An 18,120-nucleotide genomic window follows, 5' to 3' on the forward strand; every position below is an offset into this window, starting at 1 on the left:
AAATCCCCACCAGAATACTGGTAGGGATTATCTTTCATCTGCAGGATCGGTCAAGTGCTCTTAAACGATCGGCATTGGATACAAGGTATCGGGCTTTTTGTTAGCGGTGTAGTAAGCTATTACACTTTAGTGAGTGCACTTTTCAACTCGCTAGGCTTCATCGGGATTTTACGTAAACGTACACCGACTGCATTGTAGATTGCATTGGCAATAGCTGGGGCTACAGGGGTTACTGCTGGCTCACCTAATCCAGAAGGTGGCATTTTGCCTGGGATAAACTCAATTTTAACTTCAGGAGTTTGACCTAAGCGCAGCGGGGTATAGGTATTGAAGTTTGAATCTTTATACTGACCATTAAGCAGTTCAGTACCTTCGTATAACGCCATGGATAATCCCCATAATGCTGCACCTTGACACTGCGCTTCTGCGCCATTTGGATCAACAATAATACCGGCATCGATGGCGATATAAAGCTTTTGCACATTGACAATACCGTTGCTTTTGTCGACATGGACCTGTACCGCGCACGATACCCATGTTGGCATATCACGTTCTTGACCAAAGGTTGATGCTATTCCAAGCGCGGTATCTTTGGCTTGAGGTGTGCCCCAACCAATCATCTCGGCGGCTTTTTTCAATACTACGGCTTGGCGCGCAGCGCCGCCTTCGGCAACCGGCGTACTACCGGCATTGCGGCCTTCGGCGATCAGCATGTCTAAACGGAACTGCAATGGATCTTTACCTGCATGATGGGCGGCTTCATCCATAAAGCTTTCAACGGCCCAATTAGTCCAACCGGGTCCGACAGAACGTAACCAACCCGGTCTGAAGGTTGCCATGGCAAGATCGTTTGATACTGCCCGTACTTTTTGGGCGCCAACGCTGTACCAATGGTCTGCGCCTGCAATTGAAAACGGATCATAGGGTTCGCCATTGGTGCCTTTTGGCATAAAGCCAGGGACTAATGCTTGGGTTGGCCAACCTGCAGTGGCGTGATGTTCCATGGCGGTAACGATTTTTTTATCGTCAAAGGCCATTTTTAGCTGCTGTACTGAAGCTGATCGCGCGCTATCAAATAGCATGTCTTGTGGGCGCGTTAGCACCATTTTAACCGGTTTCCCGCCTAATGCTTTAGAGGTTAATGCGGCCGGAATAGTATAATCGCCGTTAAGTCTACGGCCAAAGCCGCCACCTAACATGTAGCTACGAATAACAATGTTAGCTTCATCTTCGCCTAATGCTGTGGCTAGTACGGGTAGCGTAAGTGACTGCCATTGAGTACCTGAATGCACTTCCCATACACCGTCTGGGTTTTTAAATACCAAGGCATTAAGGGGTTCCATTTGTGCATGCAATACCGTGCTGGTGATATATTCTTCGGCAATAGTGCTGCTGGCGCTGGCAAAAACGGGCTCAGTGTTACTATTGCCAGTGTCTAAAATACTGCCTTTGGTTTGATCGCCAAGCAGTGTTTTACCATGGGCAATAATATCTGCTTCAGACACGTTTGCCGTTTCACCCGCATCCCATGTAACCTTAACCAGTTTTGAGGCCTTTTGCGCCGCATTAAAGCTGCTGGCGATTACCATTAACCAACCAGGTACGCTGCCACTGGCATCGTCTAGCACGATTGTTTGCTGATAACCCTTTACTGCTTTTGCGGCTGAGTCATCAAACTTAACCACTTTAGATCCATAACGGGTCGGAGGTAAAATCGGGTTGGCGTATACCATGCCATCGACTTTAGCGTCGATACCAAATATCGTTTTACCGTTGGTTTTATTGGCGATATCAAGAGACGTCACTTGCTGCCCGACCAGTTTTAGGTCTGCATTGGGTTTAAGCGGCAGGGCTTTCAGTTCTTCTTCAGTAAACTCACGCGTTAAGCCCATGGTGACTAACTCACCATAAGACAGCTCGCCTTTACTTGAGATAATTTTCCCATTACTGGCTTTACAGTCTTGTGGCGCAAGGCCCCATTTTTTAGCGGCAGCTTCAATTAACGCAGTACGACCGGCGGCGCCTGCTTGACGATATACCGGCCAACTTTGCGAAATAGACCAACTACCACCAGTGACCATGTAACCCCAGCGTGGATCACTGTCGACATGGATAATTTCAATATCATCCCATGACGCTTCTAGCTCATCAGCAAGAATACGCGCAATAGCGGTGCCGACATGTTGGCCCATTTCTGAGCGCATAATGTTGACTTTAATTTTGCCTGCGGTGTCGATTGAATACCACAATGAAGGTTCGTAAATATCGCCTTCACTCGGGAGTACTTTACCGTCTGGGCTGGTAGGATCCATTGCCGCCATCAAGTGACGAGGAAAACCAAAACTGACACCGACAGCTGTCATGGCAATTAAAAAACCGCGGCGGCTCATGCCAACCGATCCACGTTTAGGCAGTCTGCTCATCGTTGCTCTCCTTGGTTGCGTTTGCGGCTTCATGAATGGCGCTACGAATACGAACGTAGGTCATACAGCGGCATAAATTTCCGCCCATCACAGCGTCAATGTCTTTGTCTGAAGGCTTTGGAATATCTTTTAATAATGCCGCCGCTTGCATAATTTGGCCCGACTGGCAGTAACCACATTGTGGCACTTGCAGCTTTTGCCAAGAAATTTGCAATGGATGGTCGCCTTGTTCTGAAAGACCTTCAATCGTAGTGATTTCGGCCCCTTCAACTGACGATATTGGGGTAATGCATGACCGTGTTGCTCGGCCGCCAACATGGACTGTGCAGGCACCACAAGTGCCAATGCCGCAACCAAACTTGGTGCCGGTCATGTTGAGTTCATCGCGAATTACCCACAGTAGAGGCGTATCACTCTCTACATCGGCAGTCATCGGCTTGCCGTTTAAAATAAATTTTGCCATTGTCACTTCTCCAGTGAATTAGTGCTCAAATCGGGGTTGATTGCGGATCTCGCCCACTTGTTGTTGTAATTTCGGCCAGGTACTTTCCCCAGCGGTTTGACGCAAATAGGCTGCTATTGCGCTAATATCTTTATCGCTCAGCGCATCTCGGAATCCTGGCATTACCACGCCGCGGATCCCTTGATCGTTACGTACGCCATCGAGTATTACGTTAATCAGGTTAGTTGGAGCATCAAGATGGGTCGCCGAACCGATAGTAATCAATGGACGGCCTTTAACTAATTGGTCGCTATTGTAGTGGCATGCTTGACAAGCAGAAGCATACAAACGCGCGCCTTCATCAATCCGTAGATCCGGTTGTTGATGCTGCGCCGTTATTGCCGCCTGTAAAGTGCTGCTCGTTTGTGACTGGTCAGTTTTGTTCGTGCCGGCAAGATCGGCAAAATAACCGCTAATGGCCTGAAGATCGCTGCTGGGGAGCGCAGATAATCCTTTGTGCATCACCGGCGCCATTGGGCCTGCCGCACTGCCGTGATAAGGCGAGTTACCTGTGGTGAGGTATTCGTAAAAGTCTTGCGAACGCCAAGGGATCGGTGAAGTACTTGTTGAGGTTAATGACGGTGCTATCCAGCCATCAATGGCTGCGCCTTGGTACATTTGTGCATATTTTTCGCCGCCCAGTGCATTACGCGGAGTATGACATGCACCACAGTGAGCAATACCTTGAGCTAAATAAGCGCCACGGTTCCATTTGGCAGATTGCTGGCTGTTAACCTCAAAAGGTTGAGTGTCTGCAAACAGCAGTTTCCAACCGGCTTGAAACCATCGGATATTGAGCGGGAATGGAATACCGTTGTCTTTTTTGACTTGGCTGACGGCTGGGACTGACGTCATGATGTAAGCATAAATAGCACTAATGTCATCGTCGGTCATTTTATTAAAGTGCTCATAAGGGAACGCCGGTAATAAATGATGTCCATCACGACTTACACCAGTGCGCATAGCGCGACTAAAAGCCGCTTCTGACCAGTTACCAATACCTGTTTCGACATCTGGGGTAATGTTACTTGAATAAATGGTGCCAAAATCAGTGTGCATTTCATAGTTACCGGCATAAGCCGTACCACCGGGCGGGGTGTGACAAGTACTGCAATAACCTGCTGCGGCGAGGGTTTTGCCTTGTTCGATAACCTGTGGCGAATAATCTGTTTGAGCGGGTATGACGGGGTCAATTGCAGGATTCCAAGCGTATAAACTGAATAAGCCGAGTCCAACAATAGCTGCGCCACATACGCCGTAAACGATGCGTTTTAGCATATTACATTGCCTTATTTTAAATAAAAAATGGTATTAAGAAGGGAATATCTCATCTCACGTTCCCTGTTCGACGTTGTATTATTATTGTGATTGGTCAAATATTAATCCTAAGCAAGGGAAGACCCTTTGTCCAGCAATGATATTAACTTATCTGTTTATGTCTTAGCATCACATAATACATCAGCAATGTGATGAGTGACACGTGGATTGAGAAATAATGAGCTTTAGTTAATCTGCTGTTAACTAACCGGTTTATAGGTTGACGCTATGTTGCGGTAATCTTAGGGATCTATCAGTAATGTCAGCGGCCAAACTGCATTGACCGGCCGTTGGAGACGCTGGCTAAAAAAACTATTTAACCTCAATTAGGGTTAATAGATGGGATAAATAAGCCAAAATGAGCATATTTACCGTTAATACGATTGCTTTAAGGTATGCGGCGACGTTACTCGGCGATTCACTTATCTGTGGCCTGCCGGTTTCATCGTCATAGCGAGCGTTAATGTCGTCGTTATTTTCCTGGGTGGTTATTTTTTACAGCGATTATTTGCACAAGTGATCATTTTTTGCAGTAATAATTATGCCACCAGAGGTCGTTACTGCGTTATCAGATCACTGATTGAGGATTGTTTTTAAGGTTTATTGACAATCTACTTGTATTACCCGAGCACATTCGGGATAATTAATACAAATCATTATCATTTGCATTAATTATCTTGAGACCTTATCAAATGGAACTTGTCAGTGTATCTTCTTTATGGCTTGGTTGTTTGTTTGCCTATTTGGCATCTGATAAACAGCAGCTTATCAGTTTTCCTTTGCCTAAATTACTGTCTTGGAGTTTATGCGGTATAGCGGTGTTGTTCGCTTTGTGGGGATTTAGCCATTCTTACAGTGTATTAGTGGCCAGTTTAGTGGTGCTGATTTGTATGATGACCATGTGGATATTACTGGTGCTGGTGGCGTCGCATTATAAAGGTCGCAGTATTTGGGTGAGCTCGTTAGGCTTTGCGCTATTTGTCAGTATCGTGCTGGTTGGGGTTAAATAATCATGTGGCCTAAGTCATTTTCGGCATTTTTTTGGGGATTATTATTGGCAATCAGTTTAATGCTCATGGTATTTCGGATCTTACCTGTGGATGTCGATGTAAAACTCTTTGTCGGGCTTATGCTGGGTTTTTGTATGTGGGTTATGGTGATGGCATTTTGTTATAGCCGTAATAGCGCAAAGGCCGCCAGCTTGGTGTGTGCAAAATGGCTTGTGGCCAGTAGCCTTATCAATGCATTGTTATTTTTTTCTCAAACCTAAGTCATGAATACCTCAATGAAATCTGATTCTCCCGTACAGCACAAAGTCATTAAAAACCTTATCGAAGCCCACAGTTGGCTTGGGTTAATTATTTCACCGTTATTATTTTTGGTATTTTGGGCCGGCGCCGTAACCTTATTTCACGACGAAATAACGCAATGGGCCATCACCCCGCATCATCCTGTCGATAACAGCCAAGCAGACATACCACTAGCGACATTAGTTGAGCAAAAGTTGGCTGAATATCCGCTTGATTATAATGGCCGTTTTCGGATAAATATGCCGACCCAGCTAGTACCTTATTATATTTTTTACTTTGATATAGTGGGAGACGCTCCACAATCAGCGCCTCAATCCATGGCGATATTGGTTGATCCTAAAAACGGTCAAACTGTTGCTGGCAAAGATGACTTTTATCTATCGCAATTTATTTATCGCTTGCATTACAACCTCGATCTGCCCGGTGGCAGTTATCTGATTGGTATGGTGACACTGATCTTTTTATTTGCATTAGTGTCGGGGATTTTTATTCACGCCCGCAAATTGCTAAAACAGTTCTTTTTGTATCGGGTCGATAAACAGCGTCGCGATAAACTGCTCGATCTTCATACCGTAGCAGGGGTGATGACACTGCCCTTTACCTTGATGTATGCACTAAGCGGCTTGATCCTTAACTTGGCCATAGTGTTCCAGCTGGCTTTTGTGGTGTTTATTTACCAGGGCGATCGACAAGCATTATTTAATGATGCTGGCTTTAACCGTATCAGCGAACCGCGCAGTGAAAAATCACTGGATATGAGCAATGCGTTTACCTTAATTGAACAAACTAAACAGCAATCGAATTTTGAATTACGCAATATTATTTTCCATCATTACGGCGCCGATAATGCTCTGGTGCAAGTGCGTGGAACCGACACGGCTAATTTTGCCCAACGTGATGAAGTGACTTATCGCGTCCAAGATAGCAGTGTGATGAATAAGGTTAATGTCGATAATTACAATGTATTCCGCCAAGGTAGAGATGTATTAGTGACATTGCATTTTAGTAACTTTGCCGGGGTAGATATCCGCATTTTGTACTTTATATTGGCAATGGCCATCAGCGCCATGATTGTCGCGGGCAATATGCTGTGGATTAATAAACGCCGTGCTCAGCGTCAGTCTTCGCCGCGCAGTATTGCTATTGTGACCGCGATGACGATTGGTGGTTGCGGCGGCATTATTGTGGCGACAGCCGTTGGCTTTTTGTGTGAAAGACTATTGCCAGCAACCTTGCCAGGGCGAAGCGAATGGCTGGTTGGTTGTTTTGTGGCATCGTTAGTAGCGGTGATCTTGTATAGCATTAAGGTGAATGATACTAAGCGGCATATTAGTCAGTTATTGCTACTGACCAGTGGCATATTAGTGGTCACCATTGCTGCAGATTGGCTGATGTTCTCTGAGCAAATAATGGCGTTATGGCAAACTGGTTATCATGGGGTAATCGGGGTACAGATTGGGATGATGTTGGTTACGGCAGTGTGTTTATGGACCGCATGTCAGTTAGGCGGGTACCGCCATTCATTGTCATCGATGCCTGAAAATAGTACGCCCACCAGTGGACAATAAACTAACGTTAGATTGATGTGATTTAGCCTGCAGGGAAACGACCGCAGGCTAATCATTCACTGAACTCATTTAGGGTAAATCAAAAACGAGTGCCGTTGACTGAGTGTCTGATGGGTTAATAAAGGTCACTGTGGACATGTCAGTGAGTTTTGCGCCATCACCTGCACTCAGCGGTTGATCTTCAATGCTCAGTTCGCCAGCGACTTGATGAACATACACTTTACGGTCAGTCGCAATCTGATAGGTTATTTTAGATTTAGGCGCCAAAATCAGTTGTGACAATGTCGCATTTTGCTTGATCTGCAAAGTACCGTTTTCACCTGTTGGTGTGGCAATCGTGGTCAAGCCCAATGTTTGACCAAAGTTTTTTTGCTGGTATCTCGGTGTATTGCCTAAGGTATTAGGCTGGATCCAAATTTGTAAAAACTTCAGTGGTTCAGTGTTTGATGCATTGTATTCACTGTGGGTAATACCGCTGCCAGCAGACATTAATTGAAACTCACCCGCAGGCAATACTTCCACATTACCTTCACTGTCTTTATGGACGATAGAGCCCTCAAGGACATAGCTGATAATTTCCATATCACGATGGCCATGAGTCGCAAACCCTGCTCCGGGCGTAACGCGGTCATCATTGATGACTCGCAGCGCTGAAACCCCCATATGCTGTGGATCGTAATAGCTACCAAATGAGAAACTGTGCTTGCTGTCCAGCCAGCCAAAGTTGGCTTTACCGCGTTGATTTGCATGACGTAATGAGATCATAACTTTCTCCTAAAGAGCCATTAAAAAGACTAAGCCGATATTTATTTAAGCTAATTTAGTGGCAATGGTGTTATCGATTGCGACTTTACCTGAGCCAGACAGCGCAAGTGACACACTGGCAGCTAACAGTGCTAATGCAAATTCATAACCATTGTTAGCCATAAATAAACCGTTGGTTAAATGCACACTGACAATGGCGATAATCATAGTAAAAGCCAACACCACCGCTGATGGGCGAGTCAGTAAACCCAATAGAATAAATAATCCACCAACCAATTCAGCGCTGCCGGCTAAGAAGGCCATTAATACGCCAGGCTCAATGCCAATTGATGCCATCCATTGTCCAGTGCCTTCAAGGCCATAACCACCAAACCAACCAAATATTTTTTGCCCGCCGTGAGCCATAAAAATAATCCCAATAGGTAAGCGTAATGCTAATGTGCTGAAACCTGCAGTAGAGTGGGTGATGTTTTTAGCGAGTGCTTTCATGGTATGTATCCTCAATAAGGTTAAACATTGTGTGTTTGAAGTGAGCCTGTCTCACTGATTGATGATGAGTATATTGGTACTTGATTGAATAAAAAATCGGAATAAACTGAGGTAATAGTTCAATTTTTTTGAATATGGAGAAGGTCATGCAAAACCCGATTACTATTGATGCATTACGCGCCTTAGATGCCATTGAGCGTAAGGGCAGTTTTGCTGCCGCAGCGGCATCTTTATATCGAGTGCCGTCGGCCTTGACCTATACCATCAAAAAACTTGAAGAGGAAATGGGTGCGGCCTTGTTTGACCGCTCAAAACAGCGAGCGCAATTAACCCCTGCAGGTAAGTTAGTGCTCGAGCATGGGCGAGAAATTTTATTGGCGACAAATCGGTTAATTGATTCGGTACAGCAACTCGAGTCTGGCTGGGAAAATGAAATTCGCTTATCGCGCGATACCATTATTTATCAGAGACCATTGTTTAATTTGATCGAGCAGTTTAATCAACTAGAGCACAGTGTTGATATTACCTTAGATGTTGAAGCGGTTGGTGGCGGTTGGGATGCACTGCACAGTCGCCGCGCCGATATTGTCATTGGCGCGTCAGGCGAGCTACCAAGAGGAGTATTTCAAACCCATAAAATGGGTGAAGTTGAATTTGTGTTTGCCGTAGCGCCGCATCATCCGCTGGCGTTTGTGGATGGCATGTTGGATGCCGACAGATTGACACATTATTCGGCGCTGGTGGTGGCCGATACTTCACAGCTTTTGCCTATTCGCGATAACGGTATCTTTAAAAGTAAGCAGATGATCCGCCTTAATACCATGGAAGCTAAAATTGCGGCGCAAGTGCAAGGGTTGGGCATTGGGTTTTTACCGCGGCATATGGTGCAATCATACCTTGATAGTGGTCAACTAATTGAAAAGCCATGTTCAATCCCAAGGCCCAATCAAAGTGTGTATATTGCTTGGCATAAAGATCATCAAGGGCGCGCCTTTGACTGGTTTGTTGAACACCTACCTAAAGTGAATTGGGGATTGAGTTAACTTATTTGTATTGCTCATGGGCGTATGACGATGCCCTTGAGCGTGTTGATACGATGATGGTGTCGACATTAAGCCGTTGCTTGTGATGCCATCATTGGTGAATGTTGGATTACAAATCCTCAGCGGCTGCACGTTAAATTAACATCCATTTATACAAGATGCTTAGTTAACTAATTGGTGATATTGTGACCTTTCTGAATTTATCTTTATCGCAACCGATGACATCATGATAAAACATTTAATGGATTACCTTCGCTTAGTGCTGTTTGTTTGTGGCGTATTGATTGGTATTCAAGTTCCCGGTTTTGTTGACCAATACGGCCAGCGACTCGAGGCGCACCAGCTTGAAGCTAAGCTAAGTTTGGCTGAGTTTCAGCACGATGCGGACCGCTTTTTTGGTGGGGATATCAATAAACTGATCCGCCATTATCGACAAAATAATGATCCAGTATTTAGTGCTGGCGGTGAAAGTATCGAGTCTATTTATCAACGTTATGTGTCATTAACCGATGCATTAACACGGTTTCGTCAACACAGTTACAGTCCCTATCAACAAGTGATCCTTACGCCAAAAAAAGACATTCAAGCTGAGGTGTGGCAAAACTATTCCCATGTGATTTTGTTAAAACCAGAAGCCATTGCGATTGGTATGTTATTGGGGCTGTTGATCTCGATTTTATGTGAATCCGTATTATCTATTCTATTTCTGGGCTGCCGTAAGGTATTGGCGCCAAGATAACCTATCGTTTTAACTAATAATTAAGGAAATAATTATGATCGCTAAAGGACAATCGCTACCAAAAGCTACATTAAGCCAACTGACTAAAGACGGTATGGTTAACCACGATGTGACTGAGTTATTTGCCGGTAAAAAAGTGGTGTTGTTTGCCGTGCCTGGTGCATTTACACCAACCTGTTCAGAAGCCCATTTACCTGGCTTTGTGGTATTGGCAGACGAATTTAAAGCCAAAGGCGTTGACTTAATTGCTTGTGTTGCGGTTAACGATGCATTCGTCATGAAAGCCTGGGGCGAAGCACAAAATGCATCTGAATTGATGATGCTTTCAGACGGTGATGCCAGCTTTACTAAAGCATTAGGCTTAGAAATGGATACCGCAGGTTTTGGTGGTGTTCGTTCACAACGTTATGCCATGGTGATCGACAATGGTGTAGTGACTTTACTTAATGTTGAACAAGGTAAGTCATTTGAAGTCAGCACCGCAGAAGCTGTGATGGCGGCACTATAATCTATACATAATAGGTTATTAGAGATAAAAAATGGGCGCCCAATGTGGCGCCCATTTTTATATTCGAACGTGATAGACGTTTAAGCCTTCCCAGCGGCAATGCCTAAGTTTTGTTCTATATTGTTGACGCTGTTGCTGACTTCTAATGCAATGGTTTCGCTTTGTTCAAAGGCGTGTTTTGCTCGCAGCAGTAAACTGTCCATGGCAACCACAAACTCGTCAAGATGATGCACTTGTTGGTTTGCGTGTTCACTCCCTTGACAGGCACTCTTTGCCATGGCGCTGGCCTGTTGTTGTACTTGCTGAGCAAAGGTTAACAAGCTTTGGGCCCGGCTTTTTTGCTGTTCTGAAGCCTCGCTAATGTCATTTACACTGTGACTCAGCGCGGCATTCGATGTCGTTAACTGGGTTAATATTGCCATGATGTCCTTGAGCGATAACTGGGTACGGTGGGATAAGTTGCGAACTTCATCGGCCACAACAGCAAACCCGCGTCCTTGTTCACCGGCTCTTGCGGCTTCGATGGCGGCATTGAGTGCCAGTAAGTTAGTTTGATCGGCAATATTACCTATCACATCGACAATTTTAGCCGCATCACTGACCGAGGTGCTTAGCTGGGTTAGCGAGTGGTTACATTGATCCACTTTGGTCAATGTATGTTCTGTAGCAGTTAATACGCCTTGTGCCTCTTGTTGACTGGCCAGCATGTCATTCATGGTCTGTTGTGCGCTTGCTGTTAGCGCACTAGACGACCGGTTTACTTTATTGGCTAATGCAATTAAATCAGCAGTTTGCCCCTGTGCTTGCTGTACGACTGTTTGTGTTTGTTGGGTGCTGTTTGATAACGAACCAATTCGGGTCACTAATTGGCTTAATGACTGTGAAACCTGGATCATATTGTGTTTTTGCTGTTCATCATCTTGTTCAAATCGTTGCAGCAGTCGGTTAAAGTGTGCCGCAATCTGGCCGGTTTCACATTGGCTTGTTACCGGTAACGGTTCACGTTGGTTAGACTCGCTTAACATCGAGAACGCGCGATTTAAGCGTCGTAACGGGGTGACCACTCGGCGTTGCTGCAAGATGAAGTAACTCACCGAAAACAACGCTAGCAAGGTCACCATGCCATACAGCAACCATTGTAAGTTGAGCTTTAATTGTTGGTCTGTTTGAGTTTGCCTATTTGCTAGGGTCACTAATTGCTGCTCGACTTGGCTGGTGGCGTTAATCAGTGCGGTTTGCACCGTTTGGTTGTCGGCGATCATCTGCTTGGTATTGGCGACTTCTTTGCTGTAGCGTTGGGTCAAACTAAGTAATTCAGCACGTGGCGTTTCGCCAACTTCAATGCGTTCGGGTTCATCATCACCTAAGGCAAACTCATCCACTGCTTCGGTGCGGTAAATCCTTAATAAGGGTAGACTTTGTAGTTTATCGTGCCAGGTATTAAGCGCACTAATGGAGAAGTTAACACTGTTGGTCACGCTGGTATCTTGGTCTATCAGTAGGGTCTGAGTTTGCTGCGATAATGGGTAAACCAAGCTGGGTAATTCAAGGCTGAGGGCTAGGTATTGCTGTGCGATGTTGTTGCCTTGGCGGGCGGATTGAGCATAACGGCTTAAGTTGCGATTGTAATCGAGCATCTCTGACTCAGCAAAGGCCAGTAATTGACGCGGGTTACCTGCCAATTTACCCGCGGCGCGGTATTTAGTGTCTAAGTCGCCAATTAATTGGGCCATTAACTCGATCAGCGAGGCGCTGCCTAATTGTGGATGCGCTTGGTGTAATTGGGTGATGCTGACGGTGATACTGGTGATGTCGGCGCGCGCCTGTTCTAGGTAGTTGCTTTGTCCTGTTCGTAGGTAATTGTTGATGTTATTGCGCACATCGTACTGAAACGTATGTTGGATCCGCTGTAAGTTTTGATTGAGCTGCTCGCTCACTTGGCGTTGTTGGTTACTCCACAACACGGTTGCGGCTAATAAGGCTGCAAGGAGTAATAATAACGCTGATGCACTAAGTGATAATGTTGATATTTTCATGCTACCCAGACTTCAGATAAAGACCATTATGAGTATTTTATGGCACTAATGTTACCGTTTATCGTGTGGGATGATTATTGATTTCGAGGGAGCCGTAAAACCGTTTAAATTGAGTCACTACATTGTTTTGTGATTTATTTTTGAGTTCACGCACATTGATCGCGACATTTTCAGCGCGACATTTTCAGCACGACACCTTCATCAAGACATTGGAATAGCTGCGTCTTCATCAAGACATTGAAATAGCAGCGTCGTGATAGCTGAATTATGTAAGTTTAGCTGTATCGGCGTTTGCTGATTAACGGCAGCCATACTTGTGCTTTTAATCCACCTTGGGGACGGTTAGACAGTTTTACCTTGCCATGATGACGGTCAATAATGCGTTTAATAATGGCTAAGCCTAAACCAGAGCCAACACTGCCACGGGCTGAATCGCCTTGGGTAAAGGGTTGAAACAGTGCCTCAACTTTAGTTTCATCAATGCCTGGGCCATTATCTTCAACGCTAAAACAGACTGCATTACCTTGATGGTACGAGCTTATTTTTATCCAGCCATTACCATATCGAAAGGCATTCTCAACTAAATTACTCAACACCCGTTTAATGGCCACACTATCCATCGCGATGTCGGGACAGTCTGCTAACGACAATTCTATCGTCTCTTCACGGTGCGATTCTTGTTGGCTAATTTCTTGTATTAGGCGGTTAATTTGATCTGGCTCGCGCACGCCTTCCTGGTCGTTACGAATGTAAGCAATAAATTGGTTAATAATTGCATCCATGTCTTCAATGTCGGTGACGATGCCTTCTTTTAAATACTGGTCATCGTCGACCATCATTTCAGACGCTAACCGAATACGAGTTAAGGGTGTACGCAAGTCGTGTGAAATACCAGCCATCAATAAGGCACGGTCTTGTTCAAGTTGCTTCATGCTGTTGGCCATTTGGTTAAAAGCATGGGTTACTTCAACAATTTCGGTTGAACCACTTAACGGCAGCATCGGCGGGAAATCGCCCTTTGATACGGCAAATGCCGCTTTTTGAAGTCTTTTTAACGGCCGGTTTTGCCGGCGGGCAAACAACCAGCCACCGGCGACACTGAGCGCGCCAATCACTAATAAATATAAGGTCAACGGCGATAGATCAGATTCGTTAATGCTGGTCAGCGGCACTTTTATCCACAAAGAAGGTGCTTGCGGTGGCTTAATCCATACATCGAGTTTGTCACCCTGCGAAAAACGCACTTCGGCTTCGCCGCCCAAATACACCGACATTTGCTCAGATAGAAAACTGTAATAAGTGGCTTGATTTAGTCCAGCGTCTTGAGCTTGTTTGAGGTTGTAAACCGTCATGCCATCGTCACGAACTTTGGCATTTAAGGCATCAACCATGGTGAGGTGTTCACGGCCAACATCGACACCATCAACAAATAAAATATTGATTTGGCGGGCAATCAGTTGGTTGATTTGCTCGTAACTGGGTTTGATAAAGTAAACGGCGACAGACCAGTAAGACACTAATTGATTAATCAGCAATAAGCTGCCAATCAACAATACCGTCTGACTAAAAGCGCTTCGGGGTAAAAAGCGTTGCCACCATTTTAACTTCAGTTTCATGGCTTACTTACGCGTGGTGCCGTCGGGTACAAATACGTAGCCAAGGCCCCACACAGTTTGAATATAGCGAGGGTTGGCGGCATCTTTTTCAATTAAACGACGTAGGCGTGATACCTGAACATCAATTGAACGCTCAAGAGCGGAATAATCACGACCTCTGGCAAGGTTCATTAACTTGTCACGAGACAAGGGTTCACGAGGATGGTTAACCAGCACTTTTAATACCGCAAATTCACCACTGGTGAGGGCAATACTCTCATCGCCATGAAACATTTCGCGGGTGGCAAGGTTTAGTGAAAATTCACCAAAGGCAATCACTTCTTCTTGCTGCGCTGGCGCACCAGGGACTTCGGCAATTTGACGCCGCATTACGGCTCTAATACGCGCGAGTAGTTCGCGCGGGTTAAACGGCTTAGGTAAGTAATCGTCTGCGCCGAGCTCGAGGCCGATAATACGGTCGACTTCATCGCCTTTTGCGGTCAGCATCACAATCGGAATAGGGTTCTCTTGCTGGCGTAAACGGCGACAAATTGATAAACCGTCTTCACCGGGTAGCATCAGATCGAGTACTAAAAGATGAAAGTTTTCGCGCTCAAGTAATCTATCCATTTGTTCGGCATTGGCTGCACTACGAACTTGGAAGCCTTGCTCTATCAAGTAACGCTCTAATAATGAACGTAATCTCATATCGTCATCGACGACGAGAATCTTCGAGGTTTCTTGGCCCATGAAATATCCTTTTAACACTAAATTGATACCAGCTATGGTTCAGTATGAAGTGTAATCGCTTGAATTTGAATAGCTGATTGTGGCAGAAATTGTAACTAAATAGCTGTAAATGACGGTTTATCGTCTAAATCGGCGTTGATGGGCATTTACATTGTCATCTTCAACCGCAAACGATAGCGCCAATTGTTGACGAGTAAGGTGATAAAAAACGCTTGTCATGGTGTCGAATTGGCTAACGCTTTGTTGTGGAGGGTTATCAAAAATAGGCTCGATGAACAGTTGGTTTTGTTGACGTTCAAAGCGTCCCCATTGTAAATGTGTGTAATGAGGATTAATTTGCGGGTCTTGGTGTAAGTTGATTTGCACCACAGCGTAGTAACCATTATCGAGTAGCACTAAGCTACTCAGCATAAACCTTGACAGCTCATGCCATACGCCATAAACGGATTGACTCGGGTAGATATGATATTGATATTGTTCATCGGCAACACTGTCGGCATTAGTGTCGATAGTGAATGCTAACTGTTGCCGTTGTGGCGTGAGCATTATTTGCAGTTTTAGATGGTTAATTTGATAAGCAACGAGGCCTTGTTGCTGATTATTGCTATAGCTTGGGATAAAGCGCACTCCTAGTGGCTGGATGTCTATTTGCCCCCATTCTGCGACGCTGTTTTGCGGTTTAGTTAAGTTAAATTCCATGTATAAGTAACTGTGGTCGCGATTTAACTGTAATAGTGTTATTTGTTCTGGAGTATCGATTATCCAATTACCAAAAATGCTGTCTGTGGCTGTAGGCCGAGGTGATGGGGTCGCCTGCAGTGAGTTGACCGTGAGTACACTGCACCCGAATGCTAACAGCAGGACAATGTTTTTTATGGTGTTAAGTGCAAGTGTTTTGCGCTGGCTGGTGCGCGACATGATAAACATAAGATCCCTTTATGTTTGCCTGTGCAGTTCAGTATTATTTTTAGAACCGCGGGCGGTATTTTTGAGTCGTACTCAATTGTAGTGCTCAATTGTAGTGCTCAATTCTAGTACTCAATCGTAGTAAAAAATGCTGATTAATCAAATAAAAAAAGCCCACTGACCAAGAGGCCATGGGCTTGTTTGATAATGCTGCCTTATTAAGGCGCCAATATTAGTAGTGTAGGTTGAGCAACCACTTGAAAGTCCAATGCCATGGTCACGCTTAACGCGGTAATGGTGATAATGGAAAAGCCAAATACCTGCCTAGCCCAAGACTGTAGGTTGATGTTGCGACGATAGCCTTTTAACGCCATAGTTAACCACCATAAACTCGTGGCGCAAGTGACAGCCATAAAGGCGATACCTGTGTAACCTGCCAAAGGTAACAGCGCACTCACTACTGCAAACACGGCAATGTAGAGCACAATATGTAATTTTGCTTTAGCCATGCCCTCAGCCACAGGTAACACCGGAATATTGGCTGCGGCATAGTCGTCAAAACGAAAAATTGCAATCGCGTATGAATGCGGCATTTGCCATAAGCTGAACATTAGCAGCAAAATAATGGCGCCTGTGTCCATTTGTCCGGTGACCGCACAATAACCGACAACCGGTGGCACCGCACCGGAGAAACTGCCCACTAAAGTGCCGTAAACCGAGTTGCGCTTCATGTATAGGCTGTATACGCCGACATAAACCACATAGCCGATAGCGGCAAACAATACCGCTAAGCTGTTGGTGAATATTGCCAGCATGGTAAAGCCAATGATCCCCAGACCAATGCCAAAGCTCAATACCGCTTGCACCGATATTTCACCTGTGACGGTGACTCGGTTGCGCGTTCGCTGCATTTTGGCGTCGATATTACGATCAATACAGTTATTGATAGCGCAACCCGACGCCACCACCAATGACAGTCCTATCATAGTGGCAAGCATCAAGGTCCAATCAACGCTACCTTGAGCGGCGAGTAAAAACCCGCCGGCGACAGAAATTAAATTGCCCATGATGATGCCAGGCTTAGTAACCTGAACATATCCTCGTAAGCGTGAGGTTAATTGTGCTGACATAGATGGACCTTGATTATTGATGATAGCTGTCTGGTTGCATACTTTGGTTGCAGTGCTTTGACATTGCGCTGTTTACATCATCAATTCGTTAGCTGCGGTGATAATCCACACAGATAAACCCACCACCATGATAATAATCAACGCAGTGAATAAGAACGAAAATGTATTAAGCTTACCTTCTTTAGAAAAATCTAAATGGAGGAAGTATTTTAAATGCACCACGATTTGCACTATGGCCATGACAACCACAATCCATAAGGTGGTTGCATGGTTAAAGTGTTGGGTCATCACTGACCAAAATGGAATAGCAGTTAAAATCACCGATAACACAAAGCCGACGATATAAGACTTAACGCTAGCGGCAAAATCACCTTCGGTGTGGCTTGAATGTGCATGACTCATCACAAGACTCCTAACAAATAAACGACGGTAAACACACACACCCAAACGATGTCTAAAAAGTGCCAAAATAAGCTTAAGCAGCTTAGGCGGGTAATACTGCGATGACCTAAACCTGTTGTTAGCACTTCGACCATCATGATCAGCATCCAAATTAAACCAGCAGTGACATGCAAACCATGCATGCCCACTAACGCAAAAAATGCCGATAAAAAGGCGCTGCGATCTGGGCCATTACCGTGTTCAATCAGGTGACTGAATTCGGACACTTCCATAGCAATAAACGCACACCCTAGGGCGAAGGTGATCAGCAACCACACTAATGTGGCGACTTTCTTTTGGTGTTTAGCGCAAATCATGGCAAAGCCATAAGTAATACTACTGATCAACAGGGCGGCGGTTTCCATAAGCACGAAATCTAATTCGAAAATATCTTTACCGGACACACCACCATCGGTGTTCATGTACAAAACAGCATAAGTTGCAAAAACGGATGCGAACAAAATACAGTCGGTCATCAGATAAATCCAAAAACCGAATAAGGTGTTGCCGCTTGTATCATGATGTTCGTCATGATGTTCAACATGGTGCTCAGCAGAGTGAGCCAGGTGTAAATCTGCTTGGATAGCAATACTCATTA

The 18,120-nt window shown here is 45.1% G+C and carries 18 protein-coding genes; 6 read left to right on the forward strand and 12 right to left on the reverse strand.

Going from position 1 to position 18,120, the window contains the following annotated elements; genetic code table 11:
* Window positions 1-119 precede the first annotated feature (119 nt).
* From AAEZ02_RS10405 to AAEZ02_RS10415, 3 genes are read right to left on the reverse strand one after another with little or no spacing between them, the layout of a single operon-like run.
* Complete coding sequence (locus AAEZ02_RS10405) at window positions 120-2,423, reverse strand: xanthine dehydrogenase family protein molybdopterin-binding subunit (RefSeq protein WP_351122974.1); 2,304 nt, start codon at window positions 2,421-2,423, stop codon at window positions 120-122.
* The gene (locus AAEZ02_RS10410) at window positions 2,407-2,886 is read right to left on the reverse strand and encodes a (2Fe-2S)-binding protein (protein ID WP_124012765.1); all 480 of its coding nucleotides are present in this window, start codon (window positions 2,884-2,886) and stop codon (window positions 2,407-2,409) included. The genes AAEZ02_RS10405 and AAEZ02_RS10410 overlap by 17 nt, the downstream gene beginning before the upstream one ends.
* A gap of 18 nt (window positions 2,887-2,904) precedes the next feature.
* Window positions 2,905-4,203, reverse strand: coding sequence for a cytochrome c (locus tag AAEZ02_RS10415; protein WP_124012764.1), 1,299 nt, complete (start codon window positions 4,201-4,203; stop codon window positions 2,905-2,907).
* A gap of 731 nt (window positions 4,204-4,934) precedes the next feature.
* Here AAEZ02_RS10415 and AAEZ02_RS10420 point away from each other — a divergent pair.
* From AAEZ02_RS10420 to AAEZ02_RS10430, 3 genes are read left to right on the forward strand one after another with little or no spacing between them, the layout of a single operon-like run.
* A complete protein-coding gene (locus AAEZ02_RS10420) occupies window positions 4,935-5,252 on the forward strand; it encodes a hypothetical protein (RefSeq protein ID WP_124012763.1) in 318 nt (105 codons plus the stop codon).
* Between the two features lie 2 nt (window positions 5,253-5,254).
* Entirely contained in the window at window positions 5,255-5,512 is a 258-nt protein-coding gene (locus AAEZ02_RS10425) for a hypothetical protein (protein WP_124012762.1), read from the forward strand.
* Window positions 5,513-5,527: 15 nt separating this feature from the next.
* Complete coding sequence (locus AAEZ02_RS10430; RefSeq protein WP_164839414.1) at window positions 5,528-7,120, forward strand: PepSY-associated TM helix domain-containing protein; 1,593 nt, start codon at window positions 5,528-5,530, stop codon at window positions 7,118-7,120.
* 69 nt (window positions 7,121-7,189) lie between these two features.
* On the opposite strand, the gene AAEZ02_RS10435 is transcribed toward AAEZ02_RS10430, so the two are convergent.
* Window positions 7,190-7,885: a pirin family protein gene (locus AAEZ02_RS10435; protein ID WP_124012760.1), complete on the reverse strand. Its 696-nt coding sequence runs from the start codon at window positions 7,883-7,885 to the stop codon at window positions 7,190-7,192.
* A 45-nt stretch (window positions 7,886-7,930) separates the two neighbouring features.
* Window positions 7,931-8,374, reverse strand: a complete 444-nt coding sequence (locus AAEZ02_RS10440; RefSeq protein ID WP_101033218.1) for a DoxX family protein — start codon at window positions 8,372-8,374, stop codon at window positions 7,931-7,933.
* A 146-nt stretch (window positions 8,375-8,520) separates the two neighbouring features.
* Between AAEZ02_RS10440 and AAEZ02_RS10445 the strand changes: the two genes are divergently transcribed.
* The 3 genes from AAEZ02_RS10445 to AAEZ02_RS10455 all read left to right on the forward strand — a co-directional run bounded on the left by AAEZ02_RS10445 (window position 8,521) and on the right by AAEZ02_RS10455 (window position 10,664).
* Window positions 8,521-9,417, forward strand: coding sequence for a LysR family transcriptional regulator (locus AAEZ02_RS10445; protein ID WP_124012759.1), 897 nt, complete (start codon window positions 8,521-8,523; stop codon window positions 9,415-9,417).
* A gap of 226 nt (window positions 9,418-9,643) precedes the next feature.
* Window positions 9,644-10,156 (forward strand): DUF2937 family protein, encoded by a 513-nt coding sequence (locus tag AAEZ02_RS10450; RefSeq protein WP_101033216.1) that lies wholly within the window; start codon window positions 9,644-9,646, stop codon window positions 10,154-10,156.
* A 34-nt stretch (window positions 10,157-10,190) separates the two neighbouring features.
* The gene (locus AAEZ02_RS10455; RefSeq protein WP_101033215.1) at window positions 10,191-10,664 is read left to right on the forward strand and encodes a peroxiredoxin; all 474 of its coding nucleotides are present in this window, start codon (window positions 10,191-10,193) and stop codon (window positions 10,662-10,664) included.
* 80 nt (window positions 10,665-10,744) lie between these two features.
* Here the strand turns inward: AAEZ02_RS10455 and AAEZ02_RS10460 are convergent, their stop codons facing one another.
* The 7 genes from AAEZ02_RS10460 to cyoC all read right to left on the reverse strand — a co-directional run bounded on the left by AAEZ02_RS10460 (window position 10,745) and on the right by cyoC (window position 18,118).
* On the reverse strand, window positions 10,745-12,700 hold the full coding sequence (locus AAEZ02_RS10460; RefSeq protein WP_351087984.1) for a methyl-accepting chemotaxis protein: 1,956 nt from the start codon (window positions 12,698-12,700) through the stop codon (window positions 10,745-10,747).
* Between the two features lie 275 nt (window positions 12,701-12,975).
* Window positions 12,976-14,310 (reverse strand): two-component system sensor histidine kinase EnvZ, encoded by a 1,335-nt coding sequence (gene envZ / locus AAEZ02_RS10465; RefSeq protein WP_101034768.1) that lies wholly within the window; start codon window positions 14,308-14,310, stop codon window positions 12,976-12,978.
* Between the two features lie 9 nt (window positions 14,311-14,319).
* Window positions 14,320-15,045, reverse strand: a complete 726-nt coding sequence (gene ompR, locus AAEZ02_RS10470; protein ID WP_101033213.1) for an osmolarity response regulator transcription factor OmpR — start codon at window positions 15,043-15,045, stop codon at window positions 14,320-14,322.
* A gap of 117 nt (window positions 15,046-15,162) precedes the next feature.
* Complete coding sequence (locus tag AAEZ02_RS10475) at window positions 15,163-15,972, reverse strand: hypothetical protein (protein WP_351077952.1); 810 nt, start codon at window positions 15,970-15,972, stop codon at window positions 15,163-15,165.
* Between the two features lie 197 nt (window positions 15,973-16,169).
* On the reverse strand, window positions 16,170-17,081 hold the full coding sequence (gene cyoE / locus AAEZ02_RS10480) for a heme o synthase (protein ID WP_351122978.1): 912 nt from the start codon (window positions 17,079-17,081) through the stop codon (window positions 16,170-16,172).
* A 72-nt stretch (window positions 17,082-17,153) separates the two neighbouring features.
* Window positions 17,154-17,483 (reverse strand): cytochrome o ubiquinol oxidase subunit IV, encoded by a 330-nt coding sequence (gene cyoD, locus AAEZ02_RS10485; protein ID WP_101033211.1) that lies wholly within the window; start codon window positions 17,481-17,483, stop codon window positions 17,154-17,156.
* Window positions 17,483-18,118: a cytochrome o ubiquinol oxidase subunit III gene (gene cyoC / locus AAEZ02_RS10490; protein ID WP_351077959.1), complete on the reverse strand. Its 636-nt coding sequence runs from the start codon at window positions 18,116-18,118 to the stop codon at window positions 17,483-17,485. Before cyoC ends, cyoD begins: the two co-directional genes overlap by 1 nt.
* Between the last annotated feature and the right edge of the window lie 2 nt (window positions 18,119-18,120).

It is taken from the genome of Shewanella sp. T24-MNA-CIBAN-0130, from assembly GCF_040310185.1.
Lineage (GTDB): Bacteria > Pseudomonadota > Gammaproteobacteria > Enterobacterales > Shewanellaceae > Shewanella > Shewanella psychromarinicola.